Source organism: Verrucomicrobiota bacterium JB022 (assembly GCA_030673845.1).
GTDB lineage: Bacteria > Verrucomicrobiota > Verrucomicrobiia > Opitutales > Oceanipulchritudinaceae > WOUP01.
Map to the genome: position 1 here is coordinate 291,604 of JAUTCQ010000015.1, position 16,128 is coordinate 307,731.

The window sequence follows — 16,128 nt, forward strand, 5'->3', positions numbered from 1 at the left end:
TCATGAAAAACGCGGTCATCCTCACGGCCAAAGGCGGCAACACTACCGTCCAGAACAAGAACGTGATCCCCATCCTCGGGGTCCCCGTCATGCTCTACCCCCTGCGCGCGGCCAAGCTCTCCGTCGAGACCGACGCGATTTTCGTCTCTACCGAAGACGAGCTGATCGGCAACCTTGCGCAAAAGGAAGGCGCGAAGATCCTCGTACGCCCGCCCGAACTCTCCACCCCCGAGAGCCAGCACCGCGATGTAATCCAGTATGCCGTGCAACAGGTAGAGGCTTTGCACCCTGAGCTGGAGAACGTCATCGTACTGCTGGGCAATACGGTGCAGGTGACGCCGGGCGTGATCGACAAGGCCTTCCGCATGCTGGAAGAAGACGATTGCGACTCGGTGGCGACCGTCTGGAAGGCGCAGGACGACCACCCCTTCCGTGCGATGACGCAGGACGAGCAGGGCTACATGAAGGCCTTTCACGATCTTGACGTCAGCTCCAACCGCCAGAGCTACCCGCCGGTATATTTTTACGATCAGGGTGTCTGGGCCTTCCGCAAGCACTGCGCCTACGAGCAAAAGGGCCCCAGCCCGTGGGTGTGGCTCGGGCAAAAGTGCAAGATGATCGAGCGCCCTTGGGTGACTGGCCGCGACATCCATACCTGGATCGATATTTCCGCCAGCGTCTGGTATCTGAACTCCATCCAGGTCAACGACTTCATGGACTACAAGGATTTGTAGCCTCGCCCTCGCCGGCTTACCTGCCATATGCAGTTCGTCTTGATCGTGTCTCTGCTTTCCCTGTAACTCGCGTCAGGTAATGAAGATCCTGTTTCTCACCAATGTCATGCCCGTATTCCCTGTGCACCACTCGGGTGGCGCCCAGCGGACGAGCCTGATCCTGAAAGCTCTGGAATCGTTCGGGCAGGTCGATTTCGTTTTTGTATGCCCGCAAGGGGTTCCGAGCCGCCAGCGCTGGGAAGGGATGCAGGAGGCGCGCCCCGAGGTCATCCGCGTGCAGTGGCAAGAGCCGAAACCCTTTCGGGGCGCCCATCGTCTCGGTAGCCTTTTGAGTGCTCCAAGCCGCGAATCCTTCCTGGAGAGTGTGGTGGAGATGCGGCGTTTCGAGGTGCAGCCGACCGTGCGAGACCAAGTGCGAATGCGCGTAGTGGAGGGGAAATACGATCTGGTGGTGGCACGTTACATCCGCCCTGCCGCTGTGGCCGGTTTGTTTGATCGCGATTTCCCTGTCCCGGTGCTGGTTGATATTGATGATCTGGATAGCGAGGTCTTGCGCCTGAAGCTGGAGCAGAAGACGGACTTTTTCTCCCGTTGGACGCGCAACTCCAGGGTGGCCCGTCTGGAGCGCCTGATCCGCGAATACGTAAAGCGGACGAAAGGCGTCTTTATCGCGAATCCATCCGATGCCCAGCGAGTTCAGGATACGCGCGGGTGGTTCTTGCCCAACATTCCCTTCCACTTCATCAACGGAGTAAACGAGCCATTGCCGGATGTTTCCGGCAGTCAGGATATTCTCTTTGTCGGCAACCTCGGCTACGGGCCAAACAAGGATGGCCTCAACTACTTTTTGCAAGCGGTGTGGCCGCAGGTGCTGGGGGAAGAGCCATGTGCTCGGTTGCGGGTGGTAGGTTCGTTCCTTAAACCAGAAGACGGCAGTCGCTGGGCGGAGATCGAGAATGTGGATGTGATTGGATTTGCAGAAGACCTCGAAGCGGAGTACGCGCGCTGCGCCTTTTCTATCTGCCCCGTATACTGGGGTGGGGGCTCAAAAATCAAGATCCTCGAATCGCTTGCTTATCAGCGTACTTGTGTCATTTCACCGCATGCGCACGAAGCCTACGCGACCTCCCTGCGTCACCGTGAGCACCTTTGGGTAGGGCACGATGACGCGGAATTTGCTGCCGGCTGCGTGACCTTGCTTCAGGACGGTGCCCTGCGCCAACGCTGTGCACAGGTGGGGCGTGAAACCGTGTGTAAGGAATTCACCTATGAGTCTACCCGGCGGGTAGTCAGTTCTGCGCTCGCCGCATCTGGCTTCACGGCGGTTGCCAACGCGAATGTCTAGGCGATGAAGATCCTCCTTCTCACCAATATTCCGCCTGTGGTTCCCAGTAGCCGGGCTGGGGGCGCTCAGCGAACAAGCTTGTTACTGCGGGCGCTGGAAGCGGTCGGGCAGGTCGACCTTGGACTGGTATGCGCACCCCACTACCCGCCGCGCGAGCGCTGGGAAGAGTTGGTCGCACTTCGTCCTGAGGTTAGGCGCTGGCATTGGCAGGAGCCCAAGCCTTTTCGTGGCGCCCATCGTATTTTCCGGCGATTGCCTCAGCCTTTACACAAGACGATCTGGGAACCTTTGGTGGAGCGCAAACGCTATACCGCCCAGCCGGCGGTTGCCCGTCAAGTCAGGCAATATGTCTTCGACCAAGGGTACGATCTCGTGGTGGCCCGCTATTTGAGGCCAGCAGCCGTAGCAGGTCTCCATGCTAATGATTTTCCGGTGCCCGTCCTCGTCGACGTAGACGATCTCGACAGCGAGGTTTTACGGCTTCGCTTGGAACAGGAGGCGCAGATTAGCAGATTCATCTGGGCAAGCCATAAATATCGGGTGGGCAAGATGAGGCAGCTAATGCTTGAGGTCCTGCACCACTCGGTCGGTGCTTTTCTTGTCAATCCAGCCGATCAGAAGCTGATTGAGCCCACTCCCAGTTGGCTACTGCCAAACATACCGTATCACTTTTTGCAGGGAGTAATACCCCCTCTCGCGCCGCCTGTAGTTGAGTCCAAAGATCTGCTCTTTGTAGGCCAACTCGGCTATGAACCCAATCGTCAAGGGCTTAATCGTTTTCTCCTCAACGTATGGCCTACCGTCATGGCGGCAGTCCCGGGAGTTCGGCTCAGAATTGTGGGAGCCTTCATCCGCCCGGAAGACCAGGAGGCTTGGGGGCGAATCGAAGGGGTGGATGTGGTGGGCTTTGTCGATGACCTGAGAACTGAATATGCCCGCTGTGCCTTCACAGTCTGCCCAGTCTATTGGGGTGGAGGTTCCAAGATCAAGATTCTGGAGTCGCTCGCCTACGGGCGCACTTGTGTCTTGACTCATCACGCCCATGAGGGCCTTTCGCAAGATCTATATCATCGTAACCATGTTTGGGTAGGAGATAAGGATGATGCCTTCGCACAGGGATGTATTGAGCTGCTGAGTGATTTCCAGGGCCGCCAAGCGTTGGCTGAAAGCGGGCGAGAAGTCGTCGATCAAAAATTTACGTTCAGCGCTTTTTGTGAGGTTGTAGAGAACGCCGTGCGGAAGGCGGTTGCAAAACAAGCATGAAACCTCGCGCGCTCATCCTCTACCCTCAGGTTGCTTGGCCGGCCGAGACAGGCTCCCTGCAGCGGGTCGAAGCGGTCAGAAAATGGCTTGCTCAGCAAATGAGTGTCTCATTGGTAACGCCTTCATTTGCAATCCACCCCGACAGAGTTGGTCAACCTCCTTATGAACATGTTTTTGCGCATATAGGCTCTATACGCCAGACGAAGACTCCTGCGCTTGTCCGAAAGTTCAAAGGCAGGATGGGCTATTACTGGGCTCGCAATGCAGGGTTGAACGAGAAGTGTTCGAGGGATACTCGCATCGACGAGGTCTTTCGTTATCGTCGCGTCTTACGCCAGTTACGCCCGTCGTTAGTTTTTTGTGAATACGTATCGCAGCTCCCTAATCTGTATGTGGCTCGGGGCAAGCTGCCAATTTCGATTGTACTGGATACCCACGACATCATTTGGCGCCGCCAACAACATGAAGTGGAGCTTGGTTTGATTGCAAAGGCAGGCATTACACAGGCCGAAGAAGCCTATCTCTGGAGCCTGGCCGATCTTGTAGTGGGCATTCAGCCGGAAGAGGCTGCCGAGATCGCGTCGCTCCTGCCCGGTAAGCCCGTTATCTCGGTCCCACAGGCCTACGAGCCTCGCTTTGTCAATCCAGCGCGGAAGGAGGCGCATCGCTTATTGTTTGTGGGCTCCAAGGCAAGGCCCAACGTCAATGCGTTGGAGGCTTTTTTGCAGACGACTTGGCCTGCGTTGAAGGCGCGGCACCCGCATCTGCAACTGGATGTCTGCGGGACCGTCTGCGGCACTTTGGAAGCTGGGCTGCTCGCCTCCGAGGGCGTGGCGTTTCACGGTCGAGTGGAGGATCTTGAGCCTTTCTATGCGCGCGCGGCCTTGGTCATCAACCCGATGCTGTATGGCAGCGGTCTCAAGATTAAGAACGTGGAGGCCCTCAGCTATGGCAAGGCCTTGCTTACCTCTCCGGTTGGCGCGCAAGGGATGGACCTGCCATCCGGCATTGCGGCAGTGGAGCCGAAGCATTTTGGCGGCAAGATTAGTGAGATTATGTTGTCTCCGGAGACGCTGGCGCGCTGGGAAAAGGACTGCCGCAATTTCTTCCTTGCCACCTACACCCCTGAAGCCTGCTTTGCGCCACTAGCACAGTGGCTGCAGCAGCAATCTCTATGAACTCTCGCACCGTCGCCGTCATTCCTGCACGGGGTGGATCCAAGGGGATCCGCCACAAGAACCTGCGCCCTGTCGCGGGGCGCCCCATCTTGCAACGCAACATCGAGGCGGCTCGCCTTTCCCAGCACATCGATGCCGTTTACGTCTCGACCGACGACCCCGACTACGCTCGCCACGCCCGCGAGTGGGGGGCCGAAGTCGTGATGCGCCCGGCCGACCTCGCCAGCGACACCGCCAGCAGCGAGTCCGCTCTCCTGCACGCGCTCGACGAGATCGAGCGCCGCGAAGGCCAGGCCCCGGAGGTGCTCGTCTTTCTCCAATGCACCTCGCCGCTCACGACGGCGGCCGATATCGACGCCTGCCTGGAGCTGCGCGCGCAGCAAAATGCCGACGTCTCCTTTAGCGCCACGCCCAGCCACAGCTTTCTGTGGAAGAGCGATGAAAACGGCAACGCAGTGGGCGTGAACCACGACCGCAGCTTCCGCCCGCGCCGGCAGGATCGCCAGCCCGAGTATCGCGAGACGGGTGCCATTTACGCCATGAGCGTAGCCGGCTTTCGCAAATACCGGCACCGTTTCTTCGGTCACGTGGCCATCTACCCCGTGCCGGGCGAGCGTGCCTGGGAGATCGACGACCCGGCCGACTTCGCCGTCTGCGAGGCGCTGGCCCACTTTGCCAAGGAAGACGCGAGCAGCCTCCCCTTCCCGAAAGACCTGAAGGCGGTGCTGTTCGACTTCGACGGCGTCTTTACCGACAACCGCGTATGGGTCAACCAGGACGGCATCGAATCCGTCGCCTGCAACCGCTCCGACGGCCTGCGCCTGTCCAACCTCAAGGAGACCGGCCTTGCGCTGATGATCGTCTCCAAGGAGCAAAACCCGGTCGTCACCACCCGCGCCCAAAAGCTGAAGTTGCCCGTGATGCAAGGGATCGACGACAAGCCGGCGGCCATCAATGCCTGGCTGCAGGAGCGCGGCTGGGGCTGGGAACAAGTCATTTACGTGGGCAACGACCTCAACGACGCGGACTGCCTCAAACGGGCGGGCTGCGGCGTGGCGGTGGCCGACGCCTATCCGGAGGCCAAACAGGCCGCCGATTTCATCCTTTCGCGCGCAGGCGGCCACGGTGCGATCCGTGAGCTGTGCGACCTGTTGCTGCAACACCTGAACGCCTAACCTTATCTCTCTGGAATCGTCATGAGCTTACCGATTGAATACCGCACCCCCCGGGTGATCGCCGAAGTGGGCTGCAACCACAAGGGCGATATGAACATTGCGCGCGAACTCATCGCGACCGCGGCCATCTTCTGCAAGGCCGACGTCGTGAAGTTCCAAAAGCGCAACCCGCGCGAGCTGCTCACGCCTGAGCAGTATGCCGCCCCGCACCCCAATCCCATCCACGCCTATGGCAAGACGTATGGTGAGCACCGCGAATTTCTCGAGCTCGATGCCGATCAGCACCGCCAGCTCAAGGACTGGTGCGAGGAATTCGGCCTCGTTTACAGCACCTCGGTCTGGGACACCACTTCGGCCCGCGAGATCGTGCCGCTGAACCCCCAGCTGATCAAGATCCCCTCTGCCTGCAACATGCACTGGGAGATGCTCGGCTACCTCTGCGAGCATTACGAAGGCGAAGTCCACCTCTCCTTTGGCATGACGACGCATGAGGAAGAAGAGAAGGTCGTCCGCTTCTTCGAAGAGCGTGGCCGTGCCAAGAGCCTCGTGCTCTACGCCTGCACCTCCGGCTATCCCGTGCCGTTCGAAGACATCTGCCTGCTGGAAATCACCCGCCTGCGCCAGACTTTCGCCGAGCGCGTGAAGAGCATCGGCTTCTCCGGTCACCACCTCGGCATTTCCGTGGACATCGCTGGGTACACCCTGGGCGCCGAATGGATCGAGCGCCACTACACGCTCGACCGCACCTGGAAGGGTACCGACCACGCGGCCTCGCTTGAGCCCGACGGTATTCGCCGCCTCTGCCGCGACCTCCGCGCCACCCACCAGGCCCTTACCTACAAGAAGCAGGAAGTGCTGCCGATCGAAGAAGTGCAGCGCAAGAAGTTGAAGTGGCAGCCCCGCTAAGATGGCTCAGCACAAGCTCAAGATCCTGTGGATCACCGGCACGTGGCATCTCATCCTGGCACGTGCCGTGTTGGCCCAGCAGGGGCAGACGGTGACGCCGGAAGAGTGGGTCGTCGCGGTTAGCGGCGGCCGATCTTCTCCGGAGTTCCGGCAGCGCCTGGCGGAGCTGTGCCGCCTGGGGTTTCCGGGCGTCGAAGTCATCGACGTCCCTTATACTGCCGCCTGGGATCACGAGCTGTTGCAGTTCTTCCTCGCGTTGATGCGACGTCGCGGCGCGAGCGGATACAGTGATTTTTGGACCTGTTTCCCGACAGAGCCTCCCGTCCGGTGCGTCAATCTGATCAGCCCGGGTTGCCGGTGCTGGGGGATCGAAGATGGGCTGGTGACGTATGCCCCGACCTTCTCCACCTTGCCCCGCACGGCGGGACGCAGCAGGGTGGGCCAGCTTGCGGCGATCACAGGGCCCGCCCTCACACATTCCGCGCTTACGCCATTGTTTGGGGTGAATCAAAAGCTGTACCGCAAAGTCCTGCGGCGGCTTCAATTCAAGAATTCCCTGCCGCTCACCCGCTATTACGGCCTCCTCAACGACTTGCTGCCTGACTTTGCGCGCGGGCATCCGCAAGAGCTTATTCGCCCGGAGATCCTGCAGGCAGAGGTGGAAGCCTTCCGCCAGCTCATTGGCTACCAGCCCCCGGAATTCGATCAGCCCACCTTGCTCTTCCTGGGCGACAACCTGCATGCGATCATGGGCGATCAGGCTGCAGCGGTAGAAGACCTCACGATCCAGTGGCTTCGCCATGTGATCGACCTCGGCTACCAGGTTTACTGGAAACCACACCCTCGGGCCGCTGCCTCGCTGACGGAAAAGCTGATCAGCCGGTTTGACGATCAGGAATTGCGGCGCGCGCCCGATCTGGACATGGCACCGGCCGAAGTGGCTTTCGCGGTGCCGAGCCTGGCCGGCGTCATCTCGATGCTCTCTTCGGCCTGCTTTTACTTCCCGCGTTATTTCGATATCCCCAGCTATCGTTTTCCCTTCCCTTGGGAGGCGATCGACCTGCCGCTGGAGCTCAAGGAAGTCCTTGCGCTCAGTGAGGCGGAGGTGATGCCGATTGACCGTTTACCTCCCGCTACACTTGTCCCTCAATCGACCGAGACCTAAAGGCCCCCTTCCTCTATGGCACATATCCTGATGCTCAGCACGATGGACGGCACCCCTTGGGGGGGCAGCGAATTGCTGTGGGCCGATGCGGCCAGCCATCTCGTCCGGCAAGGCCACCAAGTCTCTGCCTGCACGATGCTGCACCCGGGGGTAACGGTGCCGGCCCTCCAGAAGCTGCAAGGCGAGGGCGTACAGCTGCACCACTGGCGCCGCCTGCCGAAAGTCTTCCGGCTGGTGCGCTCGCCGGAGAGGCTGACTACGCCCAATCCCCAGCATTTTCTGGCCAAGCTCCGGCCAGACCTGTTGCTGATCAACAACGGCTACCAAGTGCCGCCTGCCGTTTGGACGGAGGCCGCCTACGAGTTGGGCATCCCATACGCGCATCTCTGCCACTCGTTCATCGAGTCGATCTGGCCCGATGAAGCTGTCATCTCGCGAGGAGCCAAGGCCTTGGAGCGCGCGGCCGCCGCCTTTTGGGTTAGCGAAAGCAACCAGCGCGGTGCCTACCGGCAGTTTGTCGCAGTTGCGCCCGTCAGCGAAGTCGTCCGCAACCCCTACCAGGTGTCGCGAGACATTCCCTTTAGCTGGCCTGGGAATGAGGGCCTGCAGCTGGCCTTCGTTGGCCGGCTCGCAAACGCCCACAAGGGTTGCGACTTGCTGCTCGAAGTGCTGCAGCAGCAAAAGTGGCAAGGGCGAAACCTGCACGTCAGCTTTTTCGGCACCGGGCCTTCGGAAGCGCGCCTCAAGCTGCTGGCCGAGCGCTGGGGGCTGAACAACGTATCTTTCCGCGGGCACGTCAGCGATGTCGATGGCATCTGGAGAGAGCACCACGCGCTGGTGCTCCCTAGCCGTCAGGAAGGCCTGCCTATCGTGATCGTCGAAGCCATGATGCGCGGGCGCCCCTGCATTGTCACGGAAGTGGCTGGCAACGCCGAGCTGCTCGTGCGGGGTGAGACGGGCTTTGTCGCCGACGGACCCAACGTGCGTGCGCTCGACCGCGCGCTGGAGGAAGCCTGGGCCGCCCGGGAGCAGTTGCGTGAAATCGGCGAACGCGCCTACCAGCAAATCCGTGCTGCCGTGCCGGCCGAGCCGGGTGCCGTCTTCGCCCAGCGCCTCCTGCAGCTGATTGGCCAATAGAGGCCTCTCCTGGCTCCCTTCCCATGTCTTCCTGCCGCATCATCGCATTCAATGGACCTTGGCAATTTATCGTGGCCCGGGCTGCCATCCGTGCGCATCATGGAGCCACCGAAGAGGGCAGTTGGAAGTTGGTCCTGACCGGGGCTGCCGCCAACACGCGGCTTCACCAGCTTCTCTTGCGCCTCGCGGCTCACTACTTCCCCCAGGCGGAGGTATTTGATCTCACGGGGCTGCCACCTGCTCGCATGATGGAGACGATGGCAGGCGCACTCGCCGGCCGGCGACTGCCCGTGGAAGAGGTCTGGTGCGGTTCTCCCAAGACGCATCTGGCTTCCACGCTTTATCTGCTCTTCCCGCGTGCTTCCTTTCATATGTTTGAGGAGGGGCTGCACAGCTACACCGCGTCCTTTTCCTTGAGTTCAGGCCCGGCCATGCCGCAGAAGCTCGGGCGCTGGCTAGGCCCAGGCCTGGGGCGTGGGCGCCACGCCGGGCCAAACCGCCTCTGCCCGCCGCTCTACGACAAGGCGGTGCAGATGTTGCAGAACCGTGCGTTGCCCCCTGCGGCTGCCTTTCACGGCATTCTCTCCGATCAGCTTCCCGTCCAAGCCGATTCAGGGGTGCCGCGGCATGTGATACCAGAGGCGGGGGTGCGAGAAGAAATCGCCTTGTATTGCAGCTTTGTCGGCAGCGAACTCCCTCGTTATGAAGAGCCTTGCATCCTGTTCCTGGGAGAAAACCTGCTTTGGACGCTTCGGCATGATTACGAACGGCTTCTGGATGCTACCGTGGCCGCCTTTCAAGCCGCCACAGAGGCAGGCTATCGTGTCCTCTGGAAGCCTCACCCGCGCATGCCCCGCTTTTGCAGCGAATACCTGGTGCTAAAAAGCGCTTCCCCTCGCGTCACCTGGCTGCCAGAAATGGACCTCTTGCCTGCCGAAGTGGCTTTTGGCCAAAGCGGCCTCCGGGCAGTCGCTTCGCTGATGTCGAGCTGCCTGTTCTACTTTCCCCGCTTTTTTGGGATCCCAAGCTATCACCTGCCTTACCCGGAAAGCCTGCCCGCTCTAGGCGGCGGGTTGGATGAGGTGCTCCAGCTTTGCCAACGCCACAGTGAGCCGCTCGCGCAGTGGCAACCTACTGAATCCGAATGAAATTCTCTGTCATTATTTGTGCCCACAACCCCCGCCCGGAGTTTCTCCAGCGCACGATCGACGGCCTGCGGGGGCAAACGCTGCCGCTCGGTGAGTGGGAATTCATCCTGGTCGACAACGCGTCGGACCAGCCACTGGCGGACCGCTTCGACCTCGCTTGGCATCCCAACGGCAAGGTCGTAGTTGAGCCCAAGCTGGGGCTGACTGCCGCCCGCATCTGCGGCTTCCGCCAAGCTCAGGCACCGCTCGTGGTGATGGTGGACGACGACAACGTGCTCTCCCCCGACTATCTGGAGCAGGGCTTCAAGCTGCTGGAGCAGTTCCCGCAAATGGGCGCCATCAGCGGTCGGATCGAGCCGGAGTTCGAAGCCGAACCGGCGGAAGAGGTGCGCCCCTTTGTGCGCCGTCTCGCGATCTGCCTCATCGACAAGCCAGAGTGGGGTAACATTTACGAGCCCGCGCTCTGCCCCTGCGGTGCCGGGATGATTTTGCGGCAAGAAGTGGCCCTGGAATTCATTCGGCAGCTCGAGAACAGCCAGCTCCGCCAGAGCCTCGACCGAAAAGGCAAAGACCTCGCCTCCTCCGGCGATACCGACATCGCTTTCTGCAGCTGCGACCTCGGCTACGGGATTGGGCGCTTCCCTCAGCTCCGCGCCATCCATCTCATGCCCGCTGGCCGGGTGCAAAAGGACTACCTCCTCCGCCTGGTGGAGCGCGGTTCGGAGACCGAGGAAATGCTGCTGCTCGTTCGAGGCATCAAGCAGCCCAGCAAAGGCCGCGAGCTGAACCATTTGTTGGAGGAATTGACGAGCCCGTTCTTGCTCAAGGGCTTTACCGCCAAGGTGCGCCACGCCAGCGCCAAGGGCAAGCGTCGGGGGCTCCTGCGTTATCGTAAGCTAAAGTCGAGCGGAGCCGCATGAGCCCGGAAACGCCCATCCTGTACGGTTTCTGCTTCCCGCACCACGGGAAGTATTCGTCTTACGCGCGCCTGCTCGACTACATGCCCGAATGTCGGGTGGTGCGCGTCGAAGAAGCCCTGCCAGCAACCGCCTTCCGGGCGGGGTTCAAGAAGGTGCGTTCGTTTTTCTGGCTCCAGGAATGGCGCATCCGCCGCGTCGCGAACCGCTATCCGCAGGCCGTTTTGCACCACATTTATTCGGAGGCGACGGTGCAGCAGGGGTGGCTGCCCCAGCGCGGCCGTTACGTCTTGACGGCTCACCAGCCGCCGGAAGGCCTCGAAGCGACCCGTGAGCAACGTGCGCCTTTTTTCCGTGCAGCGCAGCGGGCAGACGCGATTATCATTCTCGATGCCTCGCAGGCGGAAGACTACGCCCGCGTATTTGGGCACGATCGCCTCGTCGCGATCCCCCACGGCATCGATACCGACCGTTTTGCCCCCGCTGCCACCCCATGCCAGCGTGGTAGCGATGCCCCGCTCGAAGTCCTGACGGTGGGGGCTTGGCTGCGCGATTGGGACCAGTGGCATGCCGTCTTTCGCGAGACTGTCGCCCGCCTGCCCAATGTGCGTTTCACTGTCCTCAGTCGCCCCGAGATCGTGGCCGAGTTGAAGGAGCGGGTGGGTAATGACCCGCGTTTCAACGGCCTCAGCGGCCTCTCCGATGACGAGCTGCTCGATCTTTATCGGGCCAGCGATGTGCTTTTCCTGCCGCTTTCCGGGGCCACCGCCAACAATGCCCTGCTCGAAGCGGCCAGTTGCGGACTCGCCGTGGTGTGTACCGACCTCTCGGCCCTGCGGGGCTATCTTTTTGGCACGACCGGAAACTGTTGGTATCCCGCTAAAGAGCCTGCTACGGCTGCATCCTACCTTCAACAGTTGGCAAACTCGCCCGCACAATGCAGCTTTGCTGGTCAGCAAAACCGGCAGCGCATGCTCGACGTGTTTGGTTGGCCCGTGATCGCTCATCGCCACCTCGAAGTCTACCGCCAAGTGGCAGAAGGCACGCCCTTCGGCTCTGCCTGATTGCCATTGCCTCAGCCGCGATTAAATGCATCCTCACCTTTCTATCGTCCTATGATTCCCGCTCGCCGACCCGCAGGCCTCATGTCGGCCTATCTGCCTCTCTTTGACTTCCAGCGCTTCCGGCTCCCGGATTGGCTGTTCTGGTTGGGGGTAATACAATTTTTCCTGTATTTGCCGAGCGGCTTGCTTCACATTACGTTAGGCAAGATGGTCTACGGGCGCGACCTGCTGTTGCTCTTTAGTAATTTTATTTTCATCTGGTTTCTTTTCTACCGTCAAGGTCGCCACATCCCGCTTGGTTATGTAATTCCATTGGCTCTGTTCCTTGTCGTCATTTTGCCCGGAGCATTTGCGCCGGGCGGCCGGCGTGGATTTCTTCTTATGGCCAAAATTGTGGCTATGTGGAATTTCTTTATTCTCTTTGGATTCCACGTGTTCATGAATCTCACTAAGCGCCATGCGCAGCTGCTTTTTGGCTTGCTAATAATATATCTACTTGGTGAGAGCTTTGTTGGGTTTTTGGAGAGTCGCAGAATTTTCTTAATTAATCGAGCCGCATTTCTAGAAGATTCTACAGCTTTTGGTAAGGATGTCGTGAATCAGAGAAATCTCTATGTTTCTGGATGGCGTCGATTGAATGGGCTGCAGCGAGACTCATATGCTTTTGGCAGTTTAATGTGCATAGGATGGATCCTTTCTTGGGTAGGGATCGTATTCACCCGATTCAAGTCTTGGTCCGCGATTATGCTTTCTTTTTGCTTCGCTGGTATTGGACTTTGGTTTGCCTATATTTCGATTATTTCAGGGATGCGGGCAGGCTTGGTAGGCATCGCGGCAATGGCCCCTCTCGTTATTTTCACGTTGTTTGGGCTTCACCGCAATTCACTGCTCATGAGGGCTTATGCGGTGTTGCTATGGTTTGGGATGACCCTCTTGATTTTCGTGGATTTCCCCATGATTTTCAGTGTCCTCGCGACGCTTTTTCTGGGTGATTTACCGATGGCTGCGATCGGAAGTACTATGGCCCGGATGATGTGGTGGGGGATTATTTTGGCAGATTTCGATAAAGCACCGATGATTTTGCTGTGGGGATTTCAGTGGACGCAAGTCTTCACGGGATTCGTCAGTCGCATTGGTTATTTCGATAACCAGGCACTGTTTCTCCTCTATTACGGAGGTATTCCTCTGTTTATGGCATTTAACCTCATGTTTATCTCCTCGATCCCGAGGCTCCCCAGAATTGCACAAAATCGCGCCGTTCCTGCTTTCTACTATACTTATATTCTTTTTGTGGCTTTCCAATATGGGGAAAGTTTCCCGCGGGAGACACTCATGCTTCCGAGTGCGTTTGTACTGCTATTCTCCATGGGGATGAACATAGCTTTGCAGGAGCAGCTAAGACAGAATCCGCGCCTGGCCCCCATGTTGCTAGGCTTGATCCCGCAAATGCCACCGCCACCGCCGCCAGGCCGTCGCGGTTGGCAAGACCCCACGCCGGGCTGGAATCCTCGACCGCCGATGCGCCCAGGCCCTCGCCCGATGCCGCAGCCGGGGATGCGGCGCCCGATGTCTCGGTAATCCTTTCCACGTTCTATGGGCCTTCTACGCAATCAAAGCCTCTTTGGGGCTGCTGCCGTCGCTTTTGCGTCGGTTTTGAGTGGCGCCCCCGCTTCCGTGGAATCGCTGGAGCCGGGGTGGGGGGCTAATTACGTGTGGTTTCACCACCAGAGCTCTGACACGCTGAAGAGCTACCTTCAGCGGACCGAGGATGCCGACATCACCTATGCTTTCACGACCTTCTGGACGCGGGTGGACGCGCAAGGCTATTACACGCCCGAGTTGCGTCCCCGGCTCAAGCTGTTGCGCGAGGCGGGGCAAGAGCCGGTTGTCATCATCACCCACCCACCTGCGGGTGGCGGTTCGCGGCTGACTACGCAGGAAAACGCTTTTCTGCAGGATGATTTGCTGGCCGTCTTTCAGGCGAGCAAACGCCTCGGCTACGACCTGCGCGACTATGCCCGCATCTATTTTGGAGCCAACGAGCCAGACCTGAGCTGGATCAGCGACTTGCCGGACCGCGTAACGGCGCACCACAAGGCGCTTTACCTTGGCTTGAAAGCAGGGGCCGCCAGCACCGGCCCATATTTGACGCGTAACCGTGGCTACCGGCCCAGCGACCGAGACGCGGCTGCCGTCTTGATGCCCGGCCTCGGCACCGGCGTCGGTCCCTGGCTGGAGGAAGCGGCGGCCAATGGGCTCTTTAGCTATCAGGATGCGCTCAACCTCCATTATTACGGGTGGGAGCCTTCTTTTGGCGATTTCGTCGACAGCATGCGGGCCGTCTACAGCGCCCACCGGGCAGACGATGCCACCCTGCCGGTCGACCCGCCTGTCTGGGTTACGGAAATCAACACCCTGCACCTGCAAGGCGATATCCCGACCGACCCGCTCTTTCGCCGCGAACAAGCCCGCTACATTGCACTGACCGCGAATACCGCCGTGGACAAAAAAGTAGCGGTCTACATCCCTTACGCGCTCAAGGGCTCCAGCGAGAGTAATTTCGACCTGCTCTTTTCCGCCGAAACGCCTTACCCGGCGTGGCAATCCTTCGCCAAGGTTTCGCGCGACCTGAAGCTGAATCCGCCCGATGGACGTGCAATCAAGGCGCCGCAGCAGGTACACCCGGTCGTGATGCAGTGGTTGCCTGCACCTCGCTCTGTCTGGCCAAGCAAGGCTAATGCCGCCTATCGCTTTGTGCCGGAAGACGAAACCAGGCTGCCTGGCGTGGCTTCTCCTGCTACGGCGACCAAGCTCGCAGGTGCTCCGGGAACCCTGACGTGGCAACCCGAATTTGCGCACGAGCGTGGCTTGATTTATGGAGAGCTGCGCGCCTACAATTTCAGCGAAAAACCCGTGAGTGGCTTCGTCCGCTGGAGCTTTGCGGGTTCCCATGCGGCACTGATGGGCCAACCGGTGATCGATGACGCCTTTCAGGTGCTCGACCAGCCTTACCCCTTCGATACGACGGGCCAATCGAGTATGGTAGAGATCGGGCCCCTCTCAGTGGTGCGCCTGCCTCTGGCCTTCCGCCGGGAAGCCGGGCCGTTGCTTGAAGGTGAGTTCAGAGCGGAGTTTATCACCTTGGCTGGCGGGCCGGAGCCGGTGGTCGAGCGCCAACGCCATCAGGTGATCGCCGCTCCCAATCCCGTGCTCGCCTTTTCGGTCGAGACCCTGCCCGAGGCTGACGAACTGGCGGCTATCCCGGTGGCTGTGGTGGATGAGCCACTACCTTTGCGCTACACGGGTGAGCCCTCGAACGGCACCATTTGGCCCGTCCCTCGTAACTTTACCGACGACCGCTTTGCTCAGGCTCGGGATTTGACTGAGCTGCGCGACCACCCTTTGCCCCCTCGTCAGCGAACGGAGACCCTTCGGCTCCGTCCTCATGTCGAAGGGCCCGAAGGGCAGCTGGATTTCTTCAATACCGCTTTTCCCTTCGGGTATGAAGTCACCTCCCGCTCCGGCATCTGGCATGGGATGAACGGGGTAGATGTCGTGGCGCTCGAAGACGACGGGCTGGGCGATATTGCGCTCCAGCTGGAGCTGACACGCGGCAAGATCGACGCCTCGCGTTCTCGGGTGGCAGTGGCGATGGTCGACGGCATGCCCGGCGAGGGTGCATTTCGCCTCCGCAGCGCTGAAGAGTGGAACAAGCGCTTCGACCTGCGCCTGATCCTGATTGACCGCTTTGGCACGATGTGGACCTCGATTGATTCGGAGCCTCTGCCGAACGCGCCAAACGAGCGCTGGTATCGGTGGGAAGATTTCCGCCCGATGTATTTTGGCAATCTCCGCCCCGGGGCTACTCTGCAGGCCGAAGACGTCGTGTCGCTGCACCTTTCGTTCCGCACGCTCTCGATCGGTCGAGCAGTCAAGGTCGGGATCAGCTTTTTCGAAGACCCCAACTACTGACGCGTAACTTGCCAGTTTGATCGTAGCCTCCGCCACTTTTACACAAAAAGTGGCTTTTTCGTGCCTTGCTAAGGCGGTCTGCGCTGGAAATCAGCTTGCATGCCTCCGGCAGACTAACAAACCT

The 16,128-nt window shown here is 59.9% G+C and carries 13 protein-coding genes; all 13 read left to right on the forward strand.

Annotation, left to right across the window (positions count from 1 at the left end):
- Nucleotides 1–2: 2 nt before the first annotated feature.
- The 13 genes from Q7P63_11820 (at nucleotide 3) to Q7P63_11880 (ending at nucleotide 16,004) form a co-directional block, all read left to right on the forward strand.
- The gene (locus tag Q7P63_11820) at nucleotides 3–734 is read left to right on the forward strand and encodes an NTP transferase domain-containing protein (GenBank protein ID MDP0500773.1); all 732 of its coding nucleotides are present in this window, start codon (nucleotides 3–5) and stop codon (nucleotides 732–734) included.
- Between the two features lie 79 nt (nucleotides 735–813).
- The gene (locus tag Q7P63_11825; GenBank protein ID MDP0500774.1) at nucleotides 814–2,079 is read left to right on the forward strand and encodes a glycosyltransferase family 4 protein; all 1,266 of its coding nucleotides are present in this window, start codon (nucleotides 814–816) and stop codon (nucleotides 2,077–2,079) included.
- Nucleotides 2,080–2,082: 3 nt separating this feature from the next.
- Nucleotides 2,083–3,342, forward strand: coding sequence for a glycosyltransferase (locus Q7P63_11830; protein MDP0500775.1), 1,260 nt, complete (start codon nucleotides 2,083–2,085; stop codon nucleotides 3,340–3,342).
- Entirely contained in the window at nucleotides 3,339–4,520 is a 1,182-nt protein-coding gene (locus Q7P63_11835; protein MDP0500776.1) for a glycosyltransferase family 4 protein, read from the forward strand. The genes Q7P63_11830 and Q7P63_11835 overlap by 4 nt, the downstream gene beginning before the upstream one ends.
- A complete protein-coding gene (locus Q7P63_11840) occupies nucleotides 4,517–5,695 on the forward strand; it encodes an acylneuraminate cytidylyltransferase (protein ID MDP0500777.1) in 1,179 nt (392 codons plus the stop codon). Before Q7P63_11835 ends, Q7P63_11840 begins: the two co-directional genes overlap by 4 nt.
- Before the next feature lie 21 nt (nucleotides 5,696–5,716).
- Nucleotides 5,717–6,601: an N-acetylneuraminate synthase family protein gene (locus tag Q7P63_11845; protein ID MDP0500778.1), complete on the forward strand. Its 885-nt coding sequence runs from the start codon at nucleotides 5,717–5,719 to the stop codon at nucleotides 6,599–6,601.
- Nucleotide 6,602: 1 nt separating this feature from the next.
- Nucleotides 6,603–7,766, forward strand: coding sequence for a polysialyltransferase family glycosyltransferase (locus tag Q7P63_11850; protein MDP0500779.1), 1,164 nt, complete (start codon nucleotides 6,603–6,605; stop codon nucleotides 7,764–7,766).
- 15 nt (nucleotides 7,767–7,781) lie between these two features.
- On the forward strand, nucleotides 7,782–8,903 hold the full coding sequence (locus Q7P63_11855; GenBank protein ID MDP0500780.1) for a glycosyltransferase family 4 protein: 1,122 nt from the start codon (nucleotides 7,782–7,784) through the stop codon (nucleotides 8,901–8,903).
- A 23-nt stretch (nucleotides 8,904–8,926) separates the two neighbouring features.
- Nucleotides 8,927–10,051, forward strand: coding sequence for a polysialyltransferase family glycosyltransferase (locus Q7P63_11860; GenBank protein ID MDP0500781.1), 1,125 nt, complete (start codon nucleotides 8,927–8,929; stop codon nucleotides 10,049–10,051).
- A complete protein-coding gene (locus Q7P63_11865) occupies nucleotides 10,048–10,971 on the forward strand; it encodes a glycosyltransferase family 2 protein (GenBank protein ID MDP0500782.1) in 924 nt (307 codons plus the stop codon). The genes Q7P63_11860 and Q7P63_11865 overlap by 4 nt, the downstream gene beginning before the upstream one ends.
- Nucleotides 10,968–12,032: a glycosyltransferase family 4 protein gene (locus tag Q7P63_11870; GenBank protein ID MDP0500783.1), complete on the forward strand. Its 1,065-nt coding sequence runs from the start codon at nucleotides 10,968–10,970 to the stop codon at nucleotides 12,030–12,032. The genes Q7P63_11865 and Q7P63_11870 overlap by 4 nt, the downstream gene beginning before the upstream one ends.
- An 81-nt stretch (nucleotides 12,033–12,113) precedes the next feature.
- A complete protein-coding gene (locus Q7P63_11875; protein MDP0500784.1) occupies nucleotides 12,114–13,610 on the forward strand; it encodes a hypothetical protein in 1,497 nt (498 codons plus the stop codon).
- A gap of 75 nt (nucleotides 13,611–13,685) precedes the next feature.
- Nucleotides 13,686–16,004 carry a hypothetical protein gene (locus tag Q7P63_11880; protein MDP0500785.1) on the forward strand — a complete coding sequence of 773 codons (2,319 nt, stop codon included), beginning with the start codon at nucleotides 13,686–13,688 and terminating at the stop codon, nucleotides 16,002–16,004.
- Nucleotides 16,005–16,128 lie beyond the last annotated feature (124 nt).